Here is a 20,550-nt window from a genome sequence, read left to right on the forward strand (position 1 = left end):
TGAACGTTCCGCCAGTCCAGCCGCCGCCGCGCTGGGCGGATAATCGCCTATGCGTAAGGGTATACCGTCCATGGTTCGGCGTGAACCCCAAACGGGCAATTCCCGCGACCCGTCAGCCCTCGCTGAAGACGATGATGCTGCGCGCCACCTCGCCCGCCTCCATGGCCCGGAAGGCGTCGTTCACGTCGTCGAGGGCGATGCGGCGGCTGATCAGGCGGTCCAGCTGGAGGCGTCCAGCCCGATCGAGCTCCAGCAGTCGGGGGAAGTCCCGATCCGGGTCGGCCGACCCGTACACGCACCCGAGAATGGATTTTGCGTCGACGAACAGCTCCATGGCCGTGAAGGACACGTCCTCGTCCGGGCGCCCCGCACCAACGAGAACCGTCGTGCCACCCCGCCGCGTCATCCCGAACGCCTGCTTGATCGTCGGTGGCGAGCCCACCACCTCGAAGGCGAAGTCGACGCCTCGGCCTCCGGTCAGCTCCTGCACGGCGTCAACCGCATCGTTCTTGGACGCGTCCACGACCTCGGTCGCACCCATGCTCCTTGCGAGCGAGAGCTTCTCGTACACCCGGTCCACCGCCACAACCGAGGTGGCTCCCGCCACCACGGCTCCCTGCACCGCCGAGAGCCCGACGCCACCGCATCCCACCACGGCGACCGTCGACCCCGGAGGCACCCGGGCGGTGTTGATGACGGCACCGACGCCAGTGGTCACCGCGCAGCCCACCAGCGCGGCGACCTCGAGCGACAACGAGGAGTCGATCGGCACGACCGACCGCTCCAACACGAGCGTCCGCTCGGCGAACGTCGCCGTGCCCATGCCGGCGAGCAGCGGTCTTCCCTCCCACGTCGCGTACGGCGCCGACAAGGCTTCGGTGAGGCCGCGCTCACAGAGGACGGGCTGGCCGCCGAGGCACCGAGCACAGGCCCGACAAGGTGGGATCCACGAGAGCACGACGTGATCACCGGGCTGCACACGGGTCACCGCCGACCCGACGGCTTCCACCACTCCGGACCCTTCGTGGCCGAGCACTGCTGGCAGCGGATAAGGGATCCCGCCGTTCTGCATCGAGAGGTCCGAGTGGCACACGCCGCTCGCCGCCACCCGCACCTGGACCTGGTGGGGTCCAGGCGACGCCAGGTCGATATCGGCGATCTGGAGCGGGGCTCCGACCTCGGGGAGCACCGCCGCCTTCACGCCGCCACCTCTACGAGATCGCCCGTCGGCAACGTCCACTGTGCCATCACTGCGCCGGATCGTAGGTGGGCGGTCCCCCGGCCACCAGCCGGGCCGGCGGCGGGGTTGGGGCCCGCCGCAGCAGGACGGCCGGTGAAGCCGCAGCAGATAGCCTAATTGGGATGAGCACCAGCTCGACAGCGGCCGACCGAAGGCTCCCATGAGCTCCGCTGAGGATCCCAAGCTGGACGCCGAGGTACCCGAGGCGGACGCCCTCGATCAGCGACGCGAGGTCAGCGACGACGAGTTCGACGAGGCACCGCACCTCGGCAACGAGGTCCCCGAGGCCGACGCCCTCGAGCAGGCCAGGACGGTACCCCTCGACGAGGACGACGAGCACGAGGCCGGCTGACGCGCGCCGGCCTGTCGGGTTCGGGGCGAGGTTCGGCCGCTGGCGGGTAGCCTGGTTGTAGCCACTTCGGCGCTGGTCATGCGCAAGGAGCCGCGACCAGTTCCCGAATGGAGTGAGGGCGACGGCATTTCAGGATCGATTCGATGCCGGCACGACTCTGGCGACACACCTCGCCGCCTACGCCGGTCGCAACGACGTGGTCGTGCTCGCCCTACCGCGGGGTGGGGTCCCGGTCGGCTTCGAGGTGGCGAAGGCGCTGCAGGCTCCGCTCGACGTGTTCCTGGTCCGCAAGCTGGGCGTTCCGGGCCGCGAGGAGCTGGCCATGGGCGCCATCGCCAGCGGCGGCGTCCAGGTCGTGAACGACGACGTGGTGGAGGCGCTCGACGTCCCACCCGAGCGCCTCGCGGCGGTGGCCGCTGCCGAGGAGCAGGAGCTGGAACGCCGCCTGCGGGCGTACCGGTCGGACATGCCACCGCCCGACGTGAAGGGCAAGATCGCCATCCTCGTCGACGACGGGCTGGCCACGGGATCGAGCATGCGGGCAGCGGTGCAGGCCCTCCGCCGTCTTGATCCGGCCCGTGTCGTGGTGGCCGTACCGACCGCCGCCGCCGAGACCTGCGAGCGGTTGGCGGTCGAGGCCGACGAGGTGGTCTGTGCATCGACGCCACGTCCCTTCCACGCCGTGGGTCTCTCGTACCGCGACTTCGCGCAGACCACCGACGCCGAGGTCAGCGACCTGCTTCGGCGCGCCGCCTCAGGGGCCGCAGGACCGGGGCCGCCCGCCACCAGGTCCTGACCCTCTGTCAGCGATGCACCGGGGTGGCGCCTACACTTCGGCTCAGGGAAGCTGACTCGAACGTCAGATCCGGCCCCCACCAGCGACAGAGACCCATAGACCCCAAGACCGAAGGTCCGATGCGAGGAATCCTCAGCTTCAGCAGTTACGTGCCGTATCGACGCCTGGCTCGCTCCGCCATCGCCGAGCTGCTCGGCGGAGCCCCCGCCAAGGGCACCAGGTCGGTGGCCTCCTACGACGAGGACACCACGACCATGGGGGTGGAGGCGGCTCGCCTGGCCCTCGACGGGACCTCCCCCGGACAGCAGCCGGACGAGCTGTGGTTCGCCACCGCAACGCCGGCCTACCTGGACAAGACGAACGCCACCGCCATCCACGCCGCCCTGCGGTTGGACTCCGATCGGCCCGCGATCGACATGGGCGGCGCCGTTCGCTCGGGCGTTGGTGCACTGCGGGCCGCCCTGGACAGCAGCCGCTCGGTCCTCGTGGTGTCCTCGGACATGCGGACGGGACTCCCCTCCGGCGCGGACGAGTCCTCGGGCGGCGACGGCGCCGCAGCCTTCCTGGTCGGAAGCGAGTCGGATGGACCGGTGCTGGCCACTCACCTGGGCGGGGCCTCTGCCACCGAGGAGTTCACCGATCGCTGGCGGGCACCTGGCGATGTTCGCTCGAAGGTGTGGGAGGAGCGCTTCGGCGAGACCGCCTACCTTCCGCTCGGCGAGCAGGCCTGGAACAACGCCCTCAAGGCGTCGTCGATCACGGCCGAGCAGGTCGACCGGCTCGTCGTAACCGGCACCCACGGCCGGGCGGTGCGCCAGCTCGCCAACCGCCTGGGCACGCCCAAGGAGACGCTCGTCGACGACCTGTCAGCGACCGTGGGCAACACCGGCACCGCCCACCCTGGCCTGCTGCTCGCCTCGGCCCTCGAGGGGGCCCGACCGGGTCAGGTCATCGCCCTCGTCGTGCTCGCCGACGGCGCCGATGTGCTGCTGTTCCGCGCCGGCGACGCCCTGTCGTCGTTCACGCCGGCGCGGCCGGTAGCCGCCCAGGTCGAAGCGGGCGGGAGCGTCCCTTACGGCAAGTTCCTGAGCTGGCGGGGGCTGCTGCCCGTGGAGCCGCCCCGCCGGCCTGAGCCCGAGCGGGTCTCGTCATCGGCCGCCGCCCGCAGCGAGGAGTGGAAGTTCGCCTTCGTGGGCTCGCGCGACCGCTCGAGCGGCGCGATCCATCTACCACCCGCCCGGATCTCTATGAAGGGCGACGCGGTCGACGACATGGACCCGATTCCGATGGCAGACATACCTGCCACGGTTGTCACCTTCACAGTCGACCGGCTCGTCTATTCGCAGAGTCCGCCAGTGGTGTTCGCGGTCGTCGACTTCGACGGTGGCGGACGATTCGCGTGCGAGCTCACCGACGTCGACGCTGAGGAACTGTCCATCGGGGACCGGGTCGAGATGACGTTCCGCCGGCTCAACACCGCCGATGGAATCCACAACTATTTTTGGAAGGCCCGACCCATTCGGATCCCAAGGAGCTGATCAGTGGCATCACACGGCATCAAGGACCAGGTGGCCATCGTCGGGATGGGGTGCACGCCCTTCCGCGAGCACTGGGGCAAGAGCACCGATGACATGCTGGTGGACGCGGCGCAGGAGACCTTCGCCTCTGCGGGAGTCGAGAAGGCCGCCGTGGACGCCTACTGGCTCGGGACCGCCATGTCAGGGATGAGCGGGATCGCCCTGGCTCGCCCGCTCAAGCTCCACGACAAGCCCGTCACCCACGTGGAGAATTTCTGCGCGACCGGCTCCGAGGCCCTCCGTGGCGCGGCGTACGCGGTGGCTTCTGGCGCGTACGACGTGGCGATGGCCATTGGGGTCGAGAAGGTGAAGGACGGCGGGTACCAGGGCCTGAGCGGAGCGGGCAAGGCTCCGACGGACGGCACCGGCCGGTCGCTCACCGCGGCCGCGATGTTCAGCCTCGTCGCCCCTGCATACGCCAAGAAGTACGGCGTCGACGAGACCGAGCTCAAGGACGTGCTCGCTCGCATCGCCTGGAAGAACCACTTCAACGGGGCCCGCAACCCGCGGGCCCAGTTCCGCCGGGAGGTCGCCCAGGACGTGATCTGCAACATGCCCCGGGTGGCGGGGCCTCTCGGGGTGTACGACTGTGCTGGAGTGGCCGACGGCGCCGCGGCCGCGATCGTGGTGCGGGCCGAGGACGCCCACCGGTACACGGACCGGCCGATCTACGTGAAGGCGCTGTCGCTCGTGGCCGGCACCGGCTCGGGTGTCATCGACCCGGAGTACGACTTCACCTACTTCCCCGAGGTCGAGCGGTGCGCCGCCGACGCCTACCGGCAGGCGGGCGTCACCGATCCGCGCCGCCAGCTCGCCATGGCCGAGGTCCACGACTGCTTCACGCCGACCGAGCTCGTCCTCATGGAGGACCTGGGCTTCGCCGAGCGGGGGACGGCGTGGAAGGAGGAGCTGGCCGGCAGCTTCGACCTGGATGGCGACCTACCCGTCAACCCCGATGGCGGGCTGAAGAGCTTCGGCCACCCGGTCGGAGCGTCGGGGCTGCGCATGATGTTCGAGTGCTGGCTCCAGCTCCGGGGCGAGGCCCCGGACGAGCGTCGCGTCGCCTCGGCCGCCGATCGCGGCCTGGCGCTCACCCACAACCTCGGCGGCTACCCGGGCGAGATGGTCTCGTTCGTGGGCGTCGTGGGCTCGCAGCCCGGCTGATCGGCACCAGCTCCACGACGGGTTCCTGGGGGCGGTGGGGACCCTCCCGTGCCTGACGCCGTCGTGATCGGGGCCGGCCCCAACGGTCTGGTGGCCGGCAACGTCCTGGCCGACGCCGGCTGGTCGGTCGTGGTCCTCGAAGCCCAGCCCGAGCCCGGCGGCGCGGTGCGAACCGAGGAGCTGACACGCCCGGGCTTCCGCCACGATCTGTTCAGCGCCTTCTACCCCCTGGCGGTGGCGTCACCAGTGCTGCGGTCGATGAATCTCGACCACCACGGCCTGCATTGGTGCCGGGCGCCGATCGCGCTGGCCCACCCGACGCCCGACGGGCGCTGTGCGTACGTGGCTGGCGGCGTGGACGAGACCGCCGCCTCCATCGACTCGTACCAGCCCGGAGACGGGGAGAGTTGGCGACGGCTGTACGCGCAGTGGGAGGTGGTTCACGAGCCGCTCCTGGGCGCCCTCCTCTCGACATTCCCACCCCTGCGCCACGGCCTTCGTCTGGCGACGACGCTAGGTCCGGCCGGGCTGGTGCGCTTCGCCCGCTTCGCCACGCTCCCGGTGCGCCGGCTGGCCGAGGAGGAGTTCGCCGGAGCTGGGGGTGGTCTGTTGCTGGCCGGCAACGCTCTTCACGGCGACTTCAGTCCGGAGGCGACACTCGGCGGGTTCTTCGGCTGGTTGCTGGCTTGCCTCGCCCAGCAGGTGGGTTTCCCGGTCCCCGAGGGTGGTGCGTCCGAGCTGGCCCGCTCGCTGGTGCAACGACTGGACGCCCGTGGTGGGACGGTCGAATGCGATACCCGGGTCAGCGGCATCGTCGTGCGCAAGGGCCGAGCGCGGGGCGTCACGCTCGCTGGCGGCGGTGATATCGTCGCCACCCGGGCGGTCCTGGCCGACGTCGACGCCCCGACCCTCTACCTCGACCTGTTGGAGCCCGAGCACGTCCCGTCGCGGGTGCTCGACGACATCGGGCGCTTTCACTGGGACCCATCGACGATCAAGGTCGACTGGGCCCTCGACGGGCCCGTCCCGTGGGAGGCGGAGCCGGCCAGGCGCGCCGGCACCGTCCACGTGTCCGACAGCATGGACCAGCTCACGCAATGGTCGGCCGACCTGGCCAAGGGGCTCGTACCGGCCGAGCCGTTTCTCATCTTCGGCCAGCAGAGCCTGGCCGACCCCACTCGCTGCCCGCCGGGAACGGCCACGGCCTGGTCGTACACCCGGGTGCCTCGCCGGACTCGCGGTGACGCCGGCGGCGACCTCACCGGCGCCTGGACGCCGGCGGACCTGGGGGCGTTCGCCGACCGCATGGAGGCGCGGGTGGAAGCGCTGGCTCCGGGCTTCCGGGGCCTGGTCCGGGGGCGACACGTCACCGGTCCGGCCCAGATGGAGGCGGCCGACAGCAGCCTTCGCGGCGGCGCCATCAACGGGGGCACCGCGCAACTGCACCAGCAGCTCGTGTTCCGACCCACGCCCGGTATGGCGCGGCCCGAGACGCCGGTCACCGGCCTCTTCCTGGCTTCCTCCTCGGCCCACCCGGGCGGCGGAGTACACGGGGCCCCCGGCGCCAACGCAGCGCACGCCGCCCTTGCCGCCGAAGGATGGCGCGAGCTGCCGGCGCGGGCAGCGCGGCAAGCGCGGCACTTGCTCGATCGGCGGGGGGTTGGATAGGAGCTACGGTTCGGCGCGGTGGACCTGGCTGCTGCCACCGCACGCGATCACGACGAGCTCTTCGCCGCCTTCGCCCGCATCGTGGACGCCCGAGAGGGATTCCCGCAGGCACCTCCGCTCGATCGGGCAGGGTTCCACGACTACTGGTTGGCTCGCTCCGCCGCCGTGGTGGTGGCGCGAGAACGCGGTGAGCTGGTGGGCGCCTACTACGTGAAGGCGAACTTCGTGGGACGGGCCGCCCACATCGCCAACGCCGGGTACTTCGTCATCGCCGAGCACCGGGGAACCGGGATCGGCCGGGCGCTCGTCGAGCACTCCATGAGCGAGGCCCGTCGCCTCGGCTTCGACGCGGTGCTGTTCAATCTCGTGTTCGAGTCCAACCCGGCGCGCCGCCTCTACGAATCCATGGGGTTCACGGTCGTCGGCCGCGTACCGGCAGCGGTCGACGGTGAGGACGCACTCGTCTACTGGCGCCAGCTGTAGCGGCGGAGCGCGACCGTCAGCGCTGACGGAGCACGTAGTGGAGGATGCCGCCGTGGCGGAAGTAGTCCGCCTCCTTGGGCGTGTCGATACGCACCCGGGCCCGGAGCTCGGTTTCGCCCGCCCGCACCGTCAGCTCCTGGGGGATCGGGTCGTCGGGGCCGAGCCCGGCCAGGCCCACGACATCGATGACCTCCTGACCGGTCAGCCCGAGGCTGGCCGCCGACTGGCCATCGGGCAGCTGAAGGGGCAGCACCCCCATACCGATGAGGTTCGAGCGGTGGATGCGCTCGAAGCTGGCTGCCAGCACCGCCCGCACCCCGAGCAGGGCCGTTCCCTTGGCCGCCCAGTCCCGGGAGGAGCCCGATCCGTAGTCCTTGCCGGCGAGGACGACGAGAGGGACACCCTCGTCCGCGTACCGCATGGCGGCCTCGTAGATCGTCATCTGCTCCCCGTCGGGAAGGTGGGTCGTCACCCCGCCTTCGGTGCCCGGGGCCAGCTGGTTGCGAAGCCGGATGTTGGCGAACGTGCCCCTGATCATGACCTCGTGGTTGCCGCGACGGGCCCCGTAGGAGTTGAAGTCGGCGGGTTCGACCCCGTGCTCGACGAGCCACCGCCCGGCCGGGCTGTCCCTGCGGATGACCCCGGCAGGGGAGATGTGATCGGTCGTGACGCTGTCGCCCAGGAGAGCCAGCACCCGCGCACTCGTGATGTCGGTCAGCGGGGCCACGTCGCGCGGCATGGATTCGAAGAAGGGCGGCTTGTGCACGTAGGTCGATGACTCGTCCCAGTCGTAGCTCCGCCCCGCGGCCACGGGCAGGGACACCCATCGCTCGTCACCGTCGAACACGGCGTCGTAAGTGGCGCGGAACATGTCCGAGCGCACGGTGGCCCGGATCACGTCTTCGACCTCCTGCACCGACGGCCAGATATCTCGCAGGTAGACGGGGCGTCCGTTCTCGTCCCGACCCACGGGCTCCGACCCGAAGTCGATGTCCATGGTCCCCGCCAGCGCGTAAGCGACCACGAGCGGCGGCGAAGCGAGGTAGTTCATGCGACACTGCGGGTGGATGCGTCCCTCGAAATTGCGATTGCCGGAGAGCACCGAGGCCACGACCAGGTCAGAATCGTCGACGGCGGCGGCGATCTCGGGGGCGAGAGGCCCGGAGTTGCCGATGCAGGTCGTGCAGCCGAAGCCCACCAGGTTGAAGCCCAGCTTCTCCAGGTACGGCGTCAGACCCGCCCGCTCGTAGTAGTCCATCACCACCTTCGAGCCCGGGGCGAGCGACGTCTTGACCCACGGCTTGGAGCCGATCCCGCGCTCGACCGCCTTTCGAGCCACGAGGGCGGCGGCAACCATCACCGACGGGTTGGAAGTGTTCGTGCAGCTGGTGATGGCGGCGATGACGGCGTGCCCGTGGTCGAGCGTGATCTCCCGCCCGTCGGCGAGACGGACCGGCACCTGGATCTCGGGACGCGCGGGCACGGGCTCCTGGCCGCCGCCACCCAGCGGGGCGTACGGGGCGCTGCTCTCGTCGGAGCTCGCGTCGCCGGCACTCGCCTCGGACGGATCGCTGGCCGGGAACGAGAATGCTGACGCGGCGTCGACCCCGGATTCGGCGACGTGGTTGGGGACGCCGTTCGGCCCCGGATTGGCGCTGGCCTCCTCACCCAGCATCTCGGAGAGCGCCGCTCGGAACGAGCCCTTCGCCGAGGAGAGGGCGACCCGATCCTGGGGGCGGGTCGGACCGGCGATGCTCGGCTCCACCGTGGAGAGATCGAGCTCGACCGTCTCGGAGTAGACGGGATCATCGTCGGGATCGTGGAACAGCCCCTGTTCCTTGGCATACGACTCGACGAGGGCGAGCAGCTCAGGCGGGCGCCCGGTGAGCTCCAGGTACCGCAGCGTCTCGTCGTCGATGGGGAAGATCGAGCACGTCGATCCGTACTCGGGAGACATGTTCCCGATCGTGGCCCGGTTCTCGAGCGGTACGGCGCCGACGCCAGGGCCGTGGAACTCCACGAACTTCCCCACCACTCCCCGTTGACGAAGTATCTCGGTGACGGTGAGCACCAGGTCAGTGGCGGTCACCGCCTCGGGCAGCGAGCCGAAGAGCCTGAACCCGACCACCTGGGGCATGAGCATGGACACGGGTTGTCCCAGCATGGCGGCCTCGGCTTCGATGCCCCCGACGCCCCAGCCCAGCACGCCGAGCCCGTTGACCATTGGCGTGTGGGAGTCGGTCCCGAGGAGGGTGTCCGGATAGGCCTGCCCCGCCTCGTTGCTGAAGACGACCCGAGCGAGGTACTCGAGGTTGACCTGGTGACAAATGCCGGTGTCCGGGGGGACGATGCGCATGTTGTCGAAGGCCATCTGGCCCCACCGCAGGAACTGGTAGCGCTCGCGATTGCGCTCGAACTCCAGGTCGGCGTTGCGACGAAAGGCCTCTGGGACCCCATACACGTCGGCCACGACCGAGTGGTCGATGACGAGCTCGGCCGGGACGAGCGGGTTGATGCGGTCCGGATCTCCACCGGTGTCGGCCAGGGCGTCCCGCATGGCGGCCAGGTCGACGATCGCCGGGACCCCCGTGAAGTCCTGCATGAGGATGCGGGCCGGGGCGAAGGCGATCTCCCTGGTCGGCGTGGCGGTCGCATCCCATCGGGCCAGCGCTTCGACGTCCTCGGCCCGGACGTTCACGCCGTCCTCGTGACGGAGGACGTTCTCGAGCAGGATCTTGATCGAGTACGGGAGGCGGGCCACGTCGAAGCCCGCTTGCAGAGCATCGAGCCGAAAGACCTCGAAGGTCCGCTCACCCACCTCGAGCGAGGACCGGGCGCCAAAGCTGTTGCCTGCCATCTGTTCCTCCTGCCGTCCTCGGTGCGGCCTGTCGGGGCCCTGGAGGCAACCTACCCCCGGCCCCGGTGCACCGCCGCAGGCGGGACCGGGCGCACCGGCGCCGTTTGACACCGGGGCCGTGTGACTCGTTAGCCTCTCCAATATCGATCGGTGACGGCTGGGGGTCTTGGGGTCCGCCACCACAACGAGCTCGAAGTGGGGTACGAGCGCGTGAGATGGCCAATCCGCTCTCTCATCGGCACCATGGCGGCGATCGCCCTCGTACTCTCGGCCCTCCTGGCCGGGCTTCACTCCGGCGGACGAGGAGCCAGCCCCGCCCCGTCTCGACTGGTGGCCCAGGCCAGCTCGGCAACCTCCTCGCTGACTCCTGGCATCGCCTCCGAGCAGGCGGCGGTGGACGCGGTCAACCAGCGCCTGTCGGCCGCGACCGACCAGGCCGAGGCCCAGCAACTCCAATTGGCGGCGGCCTGGCTGAGGGCGGCCAACGCCCGGCCTTCAGCCCCCAGACCGGCCACCGAACCAGCCCCCGCACGGCCCGTCGCCGCCCCCCCGACGGACGCGGGACCGGGTCAGCGGGCCCTGGCCGCCGCCGAAGCCGAGCTGGGCAAGCCCTACCGCTACGCCGGTGCCGGGCCCAACAGCTTCGACTGCTCAGGGCTGACCATGTGGGCATGGAGGACCGCAAGCGTGTCCCTACCTCACTCCGCCACTGATCAGTACCAGTCGACACCGCACGTGGCGCTGTCCAGCCTCCAACCCGGCGACCTGCTGTACTTCGGGTCGAGCACCAGCGACATCGCTCACGTGACCATGTACGTGAGCCCTGGTCGCATGATCGAGGCGGAGGACACGGGCACCGTCGTGAGCATCAACCCCATCCGCTCTGGCCTGGTGGGCGCCAGCCGGCCCTAGGGGCGGCGCGCCGTCAGGCCATTCGCCTGGCCGGCCTCCCGGGCCGGCCTTAGCCACCCGCCCCGGCGGCCCTGGTCAGCTGCACCTGAGGCTGCACGGGGGGGCTCGACGCCCATTTGCCGGACGAGGGCGTCCACCGCAGGCCGGCGAAGGTCACCCCCGTGATGCGATAGGCGTAGGCGTTGGCGACGAGCCAGCTCGCCACGGTCCAGCCCCGTGCCGGCGTCAAGGCGGCGCCCAGGGCGGGGGACCCGAGCTCAGTCGTCATGGCGTCGGTGAGGGTGCCGGTCCCGCTGGTCCGGCTCGGAGTGGAGAACTGACAGGTCAGGCCGCCGGGAACCTCGCCGGTCAGCACCTGGGCCAGGTCCCGGGCCTCGGGCTCCCAGAAGGCGTAGGCCTCGGGTGCGGCGCTGCGCTGCACCCGCTGGGCGGCCTCGGTGACGGGCAGCGAAGCCCATCCAGGGACCTGCACCAGGGCCCGGTAGAAGGCCGACGCTGCGTAGCTGGGGACGATGAGCTGCGAGGCCGATCCCCAACCCTGGGACGGGCGCTGCTGGAAGAGCCCGACGGAGTCCAGATCGCCGTTGGGGATGTTGTGCAGTCGCGATTCCTGGAGGGCGGCGGCCAGGGCGACCGTCACACCGTGGTCCTCGACGCCGTCGCGCTTGCCGACGGCGGCGATCGTGGCCGCACTCGCCGCCTGGGCGAGCTCGAGCGGGTAGCTGCGAGACGCCACCGTGGCCGTGCACCCCGGGGCGGCGCTCGGACGGCCAAAGCGGGTGACCACGATCGTCGCGCCACCGGCGATGATGGCGAGGACCAGGGCGGTGAGGGCCAGTCGCCGGCCCCAACGGGGCCGGCGAGCATTCAGCTCGGTACCGGAGGGCGGTGTGTCTTCCAGGGTGGGCAAAGTCCGTCCTGGGGCTCGGCCGCTGTCGACGCGGCTTGGGTGAGGGACTCCTGGAGGCTCCCAACCCCAGATCGCCCCGCTCAATAGTGCCGTGGCTCGGCGCCCTCTGCGAGTCACCCGAGGCCCGAGTGACAGGCGGAGATGCGACGACGAGGCTACCGATCGCGGCCAGAAGCGACAAAGGAAACACGGGTCACACCGGGAATGTGGCGGTGTCCAACCGCGTCGAGTTCTCGACCCTGGCGATGCCGCTGTTTGTATCCCGTCATCGATCCACATCGCGGCAATCGAGGTTGGACAAACGGCTACAAGATCGGCCAACGAACGACGACGCGCCATCGCGCCTGACCCCGCTGACGTGGACCGCGTCCGCGTGAATACGCGCGCGACACAGCACCATCCACCTCGACACACATAACTCCCGCTACCATTTATGTGCTCCGTCATATAGTCCAACACGAGATGGGGGTGATGACGGTGGTAGTAGCAAGGAGACGGGTGGCAAGAGCTGCACCCAAGAAGTCAGCGAGCAAGAAAGCGGTAAGGCGGCGACCTGCCGCGAGGAAGACCACAGCCAAGAAGGCCGTCAAGCGCAGCCCCGCTGCGCGCAAGACGATCAAGCGCACCACTGCCCGCAAGGCAGTTCGGCGGCCCGCAGCCAAGAAGACGGCCAAGCGGCCCGCAGCCAAGAAGACGGCCCGGCGTCCGGTGGCGAAGAAGGCTGCCCGGCGTCCGGCGGCGAAGAAGGCCGTTCGGCGCACGACAGCCAAGAAGGCCGTGCGGCGCCCGGCAGCCAAGAAGACAACCCGACGTCCCGTCGCCAAGCGGGCCCGGAAGACCACAAGCGCCAGAAAGCGCTGAGCAGGCAGTACCCGCAGTCTGCGGTCCGCTAGTGGGCCCGGGCTCATCGGGTCGGTGTGTGATCGGCCGCTCCACGGTGTGGTCACGTCGTCCTCGGTGTGATGCCAGGGACGGCGTTCCATGCCCTCCGGAGCTTGGTGATCCTGGAGGCGCCGAACACCGGCTTCGTCGAGTCTTCGCTCGGTCGAGCTCAGCTCGTCCGAGGCACGTGTCGTAGCTCGTCGAGCCAGGCGATGACGGCGCGTTCGTAAGCGATGCCGAAGCGGATCACCGCGTCCTTGTACGGGTCGTCATCGTCGAGGTACCCATCGAGGGACGTGTAGAGGTCCAAGCGGCCGGCGTGCTCCTGACGGGCCTCCTCGACGAAGGCGGCGAGCCTCGACGGCTCGAGGTGACGACCGAACCACAAGGAGACGAGCAGGGGAAACCGGATCTGCTCGGCTGCGGGCGGGCGCCGGATCCATTCGCGGAACTCCCTGCGCCCCGCCTCCGTGATGGAAAACGGGACGCGATCCCGTACACCAGGGCGACCGGCTTCGATCAGGCCTCGTTCTTCGAGCACTCGCAGCTCCCGGTACACGTGGCTGGAGGTGACGTTCCAGAAGCGCGAGAGCCCGCCCTCGACCCGTCGGATCAGGTCCCACCCGGTCAGCGGTCCCTCGTGGAGAAAGCCCAACAGCGAGCCCTGGGTCGCGTTCAGCTCAGCCACGCTTTGACATTCCCTTCTGGACGGTTAGAGTGTTCAGACATTCCCTTGGGGAATGATCGCACCGGCGCACGGAGGAGGGACACATGACCGAGGACGCTGCGGCGCTGCTGGCCGAGCGCGGGTACGCGATGATCCCTGACGCAATTAGCGCCGAGCAGGTCAGGTGGGCCCGGGCCGACCTCGAGACGATCCTGGCCAGCACGCCATCGGGTCGGGACGACTTCGAGGGCCGGCGCACGCGGCGCGTGTACGCGCTGTTCGCCAAGACCCGCTCGCTCGACGCCCTGGCCCTGCATCCCGAGGTGCTGGCCACCCTCGACCGGGTGCTCGGGGCCTGTCAGCTGAGCGCCCCGGCCGGCATCTCGATCGGCCCCGGCGAGCAGGCCCAGCCCCTCCATCCCGATGACGCCATCTACCCGCTGCCCCGACCGCACGACGAGGTTGTCATGAACGTGATGTGGCCGTTGCAGGAGTTCACCGAGGCGAACGGGGCCACCCGTATCGTGCCCGGGAGCAACCGCTGGACGACCGAGCGACCCGACCCGGACACCCCGACGGTCACCGTCGAGATGCCGCCAGGCGCGGCGCTGCTCTACAGCGGGAGCGTGTGGCACGGCGGGGGTGCCAACCGGACCGAGCACGACCGCCTGGGTGTGGTGCTGCACTACGCGGCGTCTTGGCTGCGGCCGGTCGAGAACCATGTCCTCGCCGTCCCCCCGAGCCTGGCGTCGACCCTCCCCGAGCGCCTCCAGGAGCTTCTCGGCTACAACATCCACCCGCCGTTCATCGGCTACGTCGACGGCCGCCATCCTCGCAAGCTGCTCGAGGAACGCGAGCCGAACGAGCACGACCGCACGGCGTCGGCTACGGCGAGCTCCTGAGGCCTCGGCCGGCCCGGGAGGCCGGCCGAGGAGAGGAGCCGGCCCGGGAGGCCGGCCGAGGAGAGGAGCCGGCCGGGGAGGCCGGCCCAGAAGAGGAGCCGAGGCCGAACAGGTGCTGGCCCACCTTGCGCATCTGGATCTCCTCGGAGCCCTCGGTGATGCGGTAGCGCCGGTGGTGGCGGTAGATGTGCTCGAAGGGCATGTGCCGGCTGTAGCCCACGCCACCACAGGTCTGCATCGCCCGGTCGGCGGCGTCGCACGCCAGGCGATTGGCGCGGTAGTTGCACATGGCGACCTCGTGGGTGACCTCCATGTGGTGGTGTCGGTCGAGCGCCCAGGCGGTGGACCGCACCAGCTGGCGCAGCATCGCCGCTTCGGTGTGCAGCTCCACCAGCGGGAACTGGATGGCCTGGTTCCGCGACAACGGCCGGCCCCACGTCTCGCGCCCGTTGGCATAGGCCACCGCCTCGTTGATGCAGAACTGCGCAGCGCCCAGCGAGGAGGCCGCCTGGCGGATGCGGTTCTCGTGGACGAAATGCTGGGCCAGCTCGAGACCGTGGTCGACGGCACCGAACACGGCTGACCTCGGCACCCGCACGTCGGCGAGGGTCACCTCGGCATGATCGGTGGGCATGTTGAAGGTCCACCAGAAGAAGTCGACCGAGAAACCCGGCGAGTCAGTGGGCACGAGGAAGGCGCTGATCCCGAACGGTGACGCCGACTCTCCCGACGTCCGGGCGAAGATGATGTCGTGGGTGGCGTGATGCAGCCCCGAGTTGAAGCGCTTGCGCCCGTTGATGACCCACTCGTCACCGTCGAGCACCGCCGTCGTGTCGAGATAGGTCGCGTCGGACCCATGGTCGGGCTCGGTGAGCCCGAAAGCGAGGCGGCGCGTCCCGCCGAAGAACCCGGGCATCCACTCGGCGCGCTGGGCCTCCGTGCCGAAGTCGCGCATCATGAGCACGGTCGGGAAGTTGCCGACGATCGAGCTCTCGTTCTGGAGGTCGTTGTGCAATCCGAGGCCCCGCGAGGCGAGGTGCTCCCGGATGATCGCCATCTCCAGATTGGTGGCCTCATGCCCGCCGTACTCCTTTGGCAGTGCCCACCGCAGCCAACCGGCGGCGTCGGCCCGGCGTCGCATCTCGGCCAGCAGCTCCTCCCATTCCTGGCGAGGGACGCCGCCAGCTTCGAAATCGGTGCGGGCGTACTCACGTCGATGATCGAAGAAGCGAACGTTGTCGTCCTGGCGCTCGAGCGGCACGATCTCCCGCTCGATGAAGTCGTCGAGGGCGCCCAGCGTCGCTTGAATCTCCTGCGGGATCTCGAAGTCCACGGCTGACACCGTAGGACGGCGGCCGGCCGGAAGGCGACCCGCCTGTGCAACCAGATGGATCGGCCCGCACGGTTCGCTTCGAGACATGAAGGGGCCGCGACCCGCGTCCGGGAGGATCGCGGTGGCTCCCCCTCGAAACCATGGACGATGAGGCGACGGGTGGCCATGCTCACCGCGTGCGCCCTCGTCGTCGGGCTGCTGGGCGCCGCGCCCGCCCAGGCCGGGCAGCCAGGAGCCTCGCGCGCATCGAGCGGGATGCCCGATGACGTACCCGCCGCCGCCCTCCGGCCGGCGCCGACGCTGCCCGTCCCCGCTGCATGGCCGGGACCAGAGCGCTTCCCCCGAACGGCCGGCACGGGTCGCCTGGCCGGGGGCGGCTACTACTGGACCGACTGGATCTACGACGACCACGGGGCCCGAGGCCTGCCGGGGGTGCCGGGCGCTCCCGGCGCCGATCCGGCCGAGCAGGGCGTCCCCTCCTTCGGCGACTACAGCTATCCGCCCGGCCCGGCGGACAACAACGGCGCCGACATCTTCCGGGCGGGCATCTTCCTCGAGCCGGCCGCCACGGTGTGGCGGGTGGACTGGAACACGCTCGCCGATCCGAGCGTGCCCATCGCCGAGTGGGCGTTCGCCACCGGTGGATCCACGTCGACCGGCAGCCTGTGGCCGGCCGGCGCCGGAGTTCGCTCGCCCGGGATCGACCGGGCGATGGTTGTCTCGAGCAGGGGCGCCAGTCTCCTGGACGTGCGCAGCGGCGCCGTGCTCGCCCGTCTGCCGGTCGACGTGGATCTCGGGGCCAGGTCCTTCGTCGTCCGGGTCCCCCGTCGCGTCCTCGCCCCGAGCGGTAGCTGGATCGTGCGCCTGGCCTCGGGCCTGGCCAATGCATCCGGCGACGGCTTCGCCCCCGCCCGCGGGGCGCTGCCGACTGAGCCGGCCGTCTACAACGTGGCCTTTCGCGGCGTCGCCCAGGAACCACCGGGTGACAACTTCTGGAACGACGACGGCCAGGCCGCCGCCCTGGCAGGCGGGGACGTGAGCGCCTTCTCGGCGACGATCCGGTGGGCGGACCTGGCCGCCCGGCACACGACGCCCGAGCCCGCCCCGACGGGCTGGAGCGACCGATGGTACGTGTCGTCGATCGAGCCGGGACAGGGAGAGCGAACAGACGTCGGCGGTATCGCCGACGGCAAACCGGTGTATCTGGGCCGGATCCAGCCCTACGCCGTCTACGTCCCCAGTCGGTACGACCCCGCCCGCCCGGCGCCGCTCACCTTCCTACTCCACTCCCTCACCCAGAACCACAACCAGTACGCAGCGACCACTCCGAAGCTCTCCCAGGAAGCTTGCGAGGCCCGGCAGTCCATCTGCGTGGGCACCTTGGGCCGCGGGCCCGCCGGCGGGTTCGTGAACGAGGCCCAGCTGGACTTCTGGGAGGTCTGGCGCGAGGCGGCGTCCGCCTACCGCCTCGACCCCGATCGAACCGTCGTCGCGGGGTACTCGATGGGCGGTTTCGGGGCGGGGCTCCTCGCCGAGGGCCACCCCGACCTCTTCGCCAGGGCGATCCTGCTGGCCGGGGCGGCGGGGAACACGCCCAGCCTGGACAACGTGCGCTGGGTGCCCGTGTACCTCGCCGGTGGCGCGGCGGACGAGCTGGTGCCCGTCACCGACGAGATCGCCGAGGCCCAGGGCCTCGACCGACGAGGCTTCCGCTACCGCTACCTCCTCTATCCCGCAGAGGACCACGTGGCCTTCGAGCTGCAGGACGGGTTCTCCGACGCGGCCCGGTTCATGGGCTCCGCCGCCCGTGCAACCCGGCCAGGACACGTCACGTTCCGCTGGAACGATTCCGGTAACAGCCCTGCGTTCGGGTATGGCACCACGGGCGCCTACTGGTTACGGGACCTTCAGGCTCGCTCGGCGGGCCCCGACGCGCTGATCGACGCCACCTCGGCTGCCGACCCCGACCCGAGCGTCACCGACGTCCGGACCCACGACGTGCTGGTGCCCGGGGACCCGAGCCCGGCGATCGTCACGCAGCTGGACTGGCGGCTCGGGCCCCATCCTCCGCCCGAGCCCGCCATCGCGCTCAACCTGGGCAATGTCGGCGCGCTGTCGATCCGGCTGGCGGACGCCGGCATCGGTCCGCGCACGACGTACACCGTCGACGTGACGACCGACGGGGCGACGACGCTCACGCTGCTGGGCCCCGACGGCAGCGCCACCCAGGTGCAGCTCGGCGCCGGGCGTCAGCACCTCATCGAGTCGAGTCACTGACCGCGACGTCAGGCCAGGTCGGCGATGAGCGCCGCAGGTCAGAGACGTAGGCTTCGCTCATGGCGCTTCGTCTCGGGGACATTCAAGAGCGGCTCAGGCGGGCCAGCCGGGGCCCGTGGCGGTACTCGGGCCAGCAGGTGATGATCGGGCAGGGCCTGGGGTCCTACGCGGTGACGGTGAAGAAGGGGGATGACGGCGAGTTCATCGCCTCGGCGAGGACCGACGTCGAGACCCTGGTCCGCGAGGTCACCCGGCTACGACAGGGCCTGGCGGGGACCCATCAGAGTCTGACCACGCTGCACCGGTATTCCTCGGGACAGGTCGCCGACATGATCGACGGCCTTCTGGCCGACGTGGCCAAGCTCATGTGACGACGCCCGCGTTCACGCGGGCGCTGAGCTCGATGCCGGTCTCGGCGGCGTGGCGGGCGACGGTAAGCACGACCTCGCCGTCCTCCATCTCCATCCGACCCTTGCGCCGCACGGCCAAGGCGTTGAGATGCAGGGGCACCGTCGCCCGGCAGGACCGGCCGGCCTCGAGCTCGATCCGGCGGAAGCCGACGAGCCGACGGCGGGGTCGTGGCACCGACGACACCGGATAGCCGCCGTAGACCTGGACGACCTCGGTGCCGCCGCGGACCCCGACGTTGGCCACGGTGAGGGAGACCTCCCGCGCTCCCCTGTGCAGGCGGGCGTCCCGGAAGTCGAAGGAGGTCGTCGACAAGCCAAAGCCAAAGGGAAAGTGCGCAGCCTTGCCATCTCGGTCGAGCTTCCACTGCCCATGGAACAGGTCGTAGGTCACCGAGCGGGCGTCTTTGTCGAAGGCCACCAGGTCGTGCTCGTCGAGGGGGATGGCGAAGGGCAGCCTGCCGCTCGGGGCCGCCGCGCCGAGGAGGATGTCGGCCAGGGCGTGGCCACCCTCCATACCCGGATACCACGTCAGGAGAACGACCGGCACGTCGCTGCACCACGGCATCACGACCGCGCTGCCGCCCATCACGACGGCGACCGTCCGGGGGTTGTGCGAGGCCACGGATCGAAGCAGCGCCTCGTCCTCGGGCCGCAGGCGCAGATTGGATCGGTCGCCACCCGGGGCCATCGCCGCGGTCTCGCCGGCCGGAGCGGCGGAGACGTCATCAGCGGGACCGGGGGCCGGCGTCGGGGATGACGCCCCGACGCCGAGCGTCGGGTGGTCCGACGGGGGAAACAGCGAGGAAAGATCGGCCGCCCCTGAGGGATCGATGAACTCGCCCTCGTCGTCCTTGGTGAAGCCCACCACAGCGATGGCCACCTCCGAGCCCTCGGCCAACGAGGCGTCGGTGTCGTGATGGACCACGACCGCACCCGGAAGCGCCGCCCGCAGCCCGGCGAGCGGCGTGACCACCTCGGGTGGGTGCACGTCGCTCGAGCCCCCGTCTCCCAGGTTGGACACCGCGGCCAGACGCCCGATCACGGCCACCCGTCGGAGCGCCGATGGATCGAACGGAAGCAGGCCGCCCTCGTTCCGGAGCAGGACGATCGACCGGCGGGCCGCCTCCCGGGCCAGGGCCCGGTGCTCAGTCGATGCAACGACCGACTGCTCGGGCGCCGGCTGGTCCAGTACGGGCCAGAATCGCAGCAGGGTGGCGATGACCCTCGAGGCGGCGGCGTCCACGTCGACCTCGTCCAGGTTCCCGCTGCTGAGCGCCTCCGGCAGATGCTGGGCCCGCTGCTGCGCGAACGGCAGCTCGACGTCCAGTCCGGCCCGGACGGAGGCCGCCGCGTCGCGCAGGCCGAAGATGAAGTCGGACACGACGAAGCCGTCGAAACCCCACTCCCGCCGAAGGACGTCGGTCAGCAGCTCCGGGTTCTGGCCACACCAGGTGCCGTTCACCGAGTTGTAGGCGCTCATGACACTGCCCACGCCTTCGGCCACGATGCGGCGGAACTGCTGGAGGTAGACCTCGTGGAGGGCCCGATCGTCGGCGGCCACGTCCACGGTGAACCGGGCGTTCTCCATGGAGTTGAGGGCGAAGTGCTTCACGCAGGCGATGGCGTGACGTTGCACGCCTCGCACGAGGGCCGCGCCCAGCTCGCCGACGTGGTGGGGATCCTCGCCGTAGGTCTCCTGGGCCCGGCCCCAAGCCGGGTGGCGCAGAAGGTTCACGCACACGCCGCCGTAGAACGTGGCTCCGGCCGCCCTGAGCTCGAGCCCGATAGCGTTCCCGATGCGCTCCTCGAGATCCGGGTCGAATGTCGCGCCGCGCGCCATGCTCACCGGGAAGCAGCTGCTCGAGCCCACGACGACACCGCGGGGGCCGTCGCTGAACCGAAGGCCGGGCACGCCCAGCCGCTCGACGGCAGCGGCGGGCCAGGCGTGGCGGTAGTACCCCCCGGACACCATGTCGGTTATGCCCGGCCAGAAGGGCGTCTCCCCGTCGAGGCAGCCGAGCTTCTCGAGCTGCGTCATAGCGCGCACGAGACCGGCAGCTTCGTCGTGGTGGTCGGCGCCAGCGGCAACCCGGGCTGCAGCGTCGTCGAAGGCTGTCACC

General features: G+C 70.4%; 17 protein-coding genes. 11 read left to right on the forward strand and 6 right to left on the reverse strand.

The features are described from left to right. Positions 1-112: 112 nt before the first annotated feature. Positions 113-1,201, reverse strand: coding sequence for a Zn-dependent alcohol dehydrogenase (locus tag VGF64_05260; GenBank protein ID HEY1634145.1), 1,089 nt, complete (start codon positions 1,199-1,201; stop codon positions 113-115). Between the two features lie 199 nt (positions 1,202-1,400). On the opposite strand from VGF64_05260, the gene VGF64_05265 reads away from it, so the two are divergent. The 6 genes from VGF64_05265 to VGF64_05290 all read left to right on the forward strand — a co-directional run bounded on the left by VGF64_05265 (position 1,401) and on the right by VGF64_05290 (position 7,280). Further along, positions 1,401-1,592 (forward strand): hypothetical protein, encoded by a 192-nt coding sequence (locus VGF64_05265; GenBank protein HEY1634146.1) that lies wholly within the window; start codon positions 1,401-1,403, stop codon positions 1,590-1,592. 112 nt (positions 1,593-1,704) lie between these two features. Continuing rightward, entirely contained in the window at positions 1,705-2,388 is a 684-nt protein-coding gene (locus VGF64_05270) for a phosphoribosyltransferase family protein (GenBank protein HEY1634147.1), read from the forward strand. 119 nt (positions 2,389-2,507) lie between these two features. Continuing rightward, complete coding sequence (locus VGF64_05275) at positions 2,508-3,926, forward strand: OB-fold domain-containing protein (protein ID HEY1634148.1); 1,419 nt, start codon at positions 2,508-2,510, stop codon at positions 3,924-3,926. Positions 3,927-3,929: 3 nt separating this feature from the next. Further along, positions 3,930-5,129: an acetyl-CoA acetyltransferase gene (locus tag VGF64_05280; GenBank protein HEY1634149.1), complete on the forward strand. Its 1,200-nt coding sequence runs from the start codon at positions 3,930-3,932 to the stop codon at positions 5,127-5,129. A 48-nt stretch (positions 5,130-5,177) separates the two neighbouring features. After that, positions 5,178-6,797: an NAD(P)/FAD-dependent oxidoreductase gene (locus tag VGF64_05285; protein HEY1634150.1), complete on the forward strand. Its 1,620-nt coding sequence runs from the start codon at positions 5,178-5,180 to the stop codon at positions 6,795-6,797. 18 nt (positions 6,798-6,815) lie between these two features. Continuing rightward, positions 6,816-7,280 carry a GNAT family N-acetyltransferase gene (locus VGF64_05290; GenBank protein ID HEY1634151.1) on the forward strand — a complete coding sequence of 155 codons (465 nt, stop codon included), beginning with the start codon at positions 6,816-6,818 and terminating at the stop codon, positions 7,278-7,280. A 16-nt stretch (positions 7,281-7,296) separates the two neighbouring features. On the opposite strand, the gene VGF64_05295 is transcribed toward VGF64_05290, so the two are convergent. Continuing rightward, entirely contained in the window at positions 7,297-10,137 is a 2,841-nt protein-coding gene (locus VGF64_05295) for an aconitate hydratase (GenBank protein ID HEY1634152.1), read from the reverse strand. Positions 10,138-10,380: 243 nt separating this feature from the next. On the opposite strand from VGF64_05295, the gene VGF64_05300 reads away from it, so the two are divergent. Next, the gene (locus tag VGF64_05300; protein ID HEY1634153.1) at positions 10,381-11,049 is read left to right on the forward strand and encodes a C40 family peptidase; all 669 of its coding nucleotides are present in this window, start codon (positions 10,381-10,383) and stop codon (positions 11,047-11,049) included. A 49-nt stretch (positions 11,050-11,098) separates the two neighbouring features. Here the strand turns inward: VGF64_05300 and VGF64_05305 are convergent, their stop codons facing one another. Continuing rightward, a complete protein-coding gene (locus VGF64_05305; GenBank protein HEY1634154.1) occupies positions 11,099-11,959 on the reverse strand; it encodes a hypothetical protein in 861 nt (286 codons plus the stop codon). 498 nt (positions 11,960-12,457) lie between these two features. On the opposite strand from VGF64_05305, the gene VGF64_05310 reads away from it, so the two are divergent. Continuing rightward, positions 12,458-12,820, forward strand: a complete 363-nt coding sequence (locus tag VGF64_05310) for a hypothetical protein (protein ID HEY1634155.1) — start codon at positions 12,458-12,460, stop codon at positions 12,818-12,820. A gap of 190 nt (positions 12,821-13,010) precedes the next feature. On the opposite strand, the gene VGF64_05315 is transcribed toward VGF64_05310, so the two are convergent. Next, entirely contained in the window at positions 13,011-13,529 is a 519-nt protein-coding gene (locus VGF64_05315) for a PadR family transcriptional regulator (protein HEY1634156.1), read from the reverse strand. 83 nt (positions 13,530-13,612) lie between these two features. Here VGF64_05315 and VGF64_05320 point away from each other — a divergent pair, with 83 nt between their 5' ends. After that, positions 13,613-14,410 (forward strand): phytanoyl-CoA dioxygenase family protein, encoded by a 798-nt coding sequence (locus tag VGF64_05320; protein HEY1634157.1) that lies wholly within the window; start codon positions 13,613-13,615, stop codon positions 14,408-14,410. Here VGF64_05320 and VGF64_05325 read toward each other — a convergent pair. Continuing rightward, positions 14,394-15,743: an acyl-CoA dehydrogenase family protein gene (locus tag VGF64_05325; GenBank protein ID HEY1634158.1), complete on the reverse strand. Its 1,350-nt coding sequence runs from the start codon at positions 15,741-15,743 to the stop codon at positions 14,394-14,396. The two genes, VGF64_05320 and VGF64_05325, sit on opposite strands and share 17 nt — an antisense overlap. 165 nt (positions 15,744-15,908) lie before the next feature. On the opposite strand from VGF64_05325, the gene VGF64_05330 reads away from it, so the two are divergent. Both VGF64_05330 and VGF64_05335 read left to right on the forward strand, forming a co-directional pair. Continuing rightward, the gene (locus VGF64_05330; protein ID HEY1634159.1) at positions 15,909-18,020 is read left to right on the forward strand and encodes a prolyl oligopeptidase family serine peptidase; all 2,112 of its coding nucleotides are present in this window, start codon (positions 15,909-15,911) and stop codon (positions 18,018-18,020) included. Positions 18,021-18,079: 59 nt separating this feature from the next. Continuing rightward, complete coding sequence (locus VGF64_05335) at positions 18,080-18,391, forward strand: hypothetical protein (GenBank protein ID HEY1634160.1); 312 nt, start codon at positions 18,080-18,082, stop codon at positions 18,389-18,391. On the opposite strand, the gene VGF64_05340 is transcribed toward VGF64_05335, so the two are convergent. Next, on the reverse strand, positions 18,384-20,549 hold the full coding sequence (locus VGF64_05340; protein HEY1634161.1) for a glycoside hydrolase family 3 N-terminal domain-containing protein: 2,166 nt from the start codon (positions 20,547-20,549) through the stop codon (positions 18,384-18,386). The genes VGF64_05335 and VGF64_05340 overlap by 8 nt on opposite strands. Position 20,550 lies beyond the last annotated feature (1 nt).

Source organism: Acidimicrobiales bacterium, assembly GCA_036491125.1.
GTDB lineage: Bacteria > Actinomycetota > Acidimicrobiia > Acidimicrobiales > AC-9 > AC-9.

What these genes read in the sequence shown, in the direction of transcription:
- VGF64_05265 (HEY1634146.1), top strand. Translation starts at nt 1,401, where the DNA reads ATGAGCTCCGCTGAGGATCCCAAGCTGGACGCCGAGGTACCCGAGGCG.
- VGF64_05275 (HEY1634148.1), top strand. Translation starts at nt 2,508, where the DNA reads ATGCGAGGAATCCTCAGCTTCAGCAGTTACGTGCCGTATCGACGCCTG.
- VGF64_05295 (HEY1634152.1), bottom strand. Translation starts at nt 10,137, where the DNA reads ATGGCAGGCAACAGCTTTGGCGCCCGGTCCTCGCTCGAGGTGGGTGAG.
- VGF64_05300 (HEY1634153.1), top strand. Translation starts at nt 10,381, where the DNA reads ATGGCGGCGATCGCCCTCGTACTCTCGGCCCTCCTGGCCGGGCTTCAC.
- VGF64_05320 (HEY1634157.1), top strand. Translation starts at nt 13,613, where the DNA reads ATGACCGAGGACGCTGCGGCGCTGCTGGCCGAGCGCGGGTACGCGATG.
- VGF64_05330 (HEY1634159.1), top strand. Translation starts at nt 15,909, where the DNA reads ATGCTCACCGCGTGCGCCCTCGTCGTCGGGCTGCTGGGCGCCGCGCCC.
- VGF64_05335 (HEY1634160.1), top strand. Translation starts at nt 18,080, where the DNA reads ATGGCGCTTCGTCTCGGGGACATTCAAGAGCGGCTCAGGCGGGCCAGC.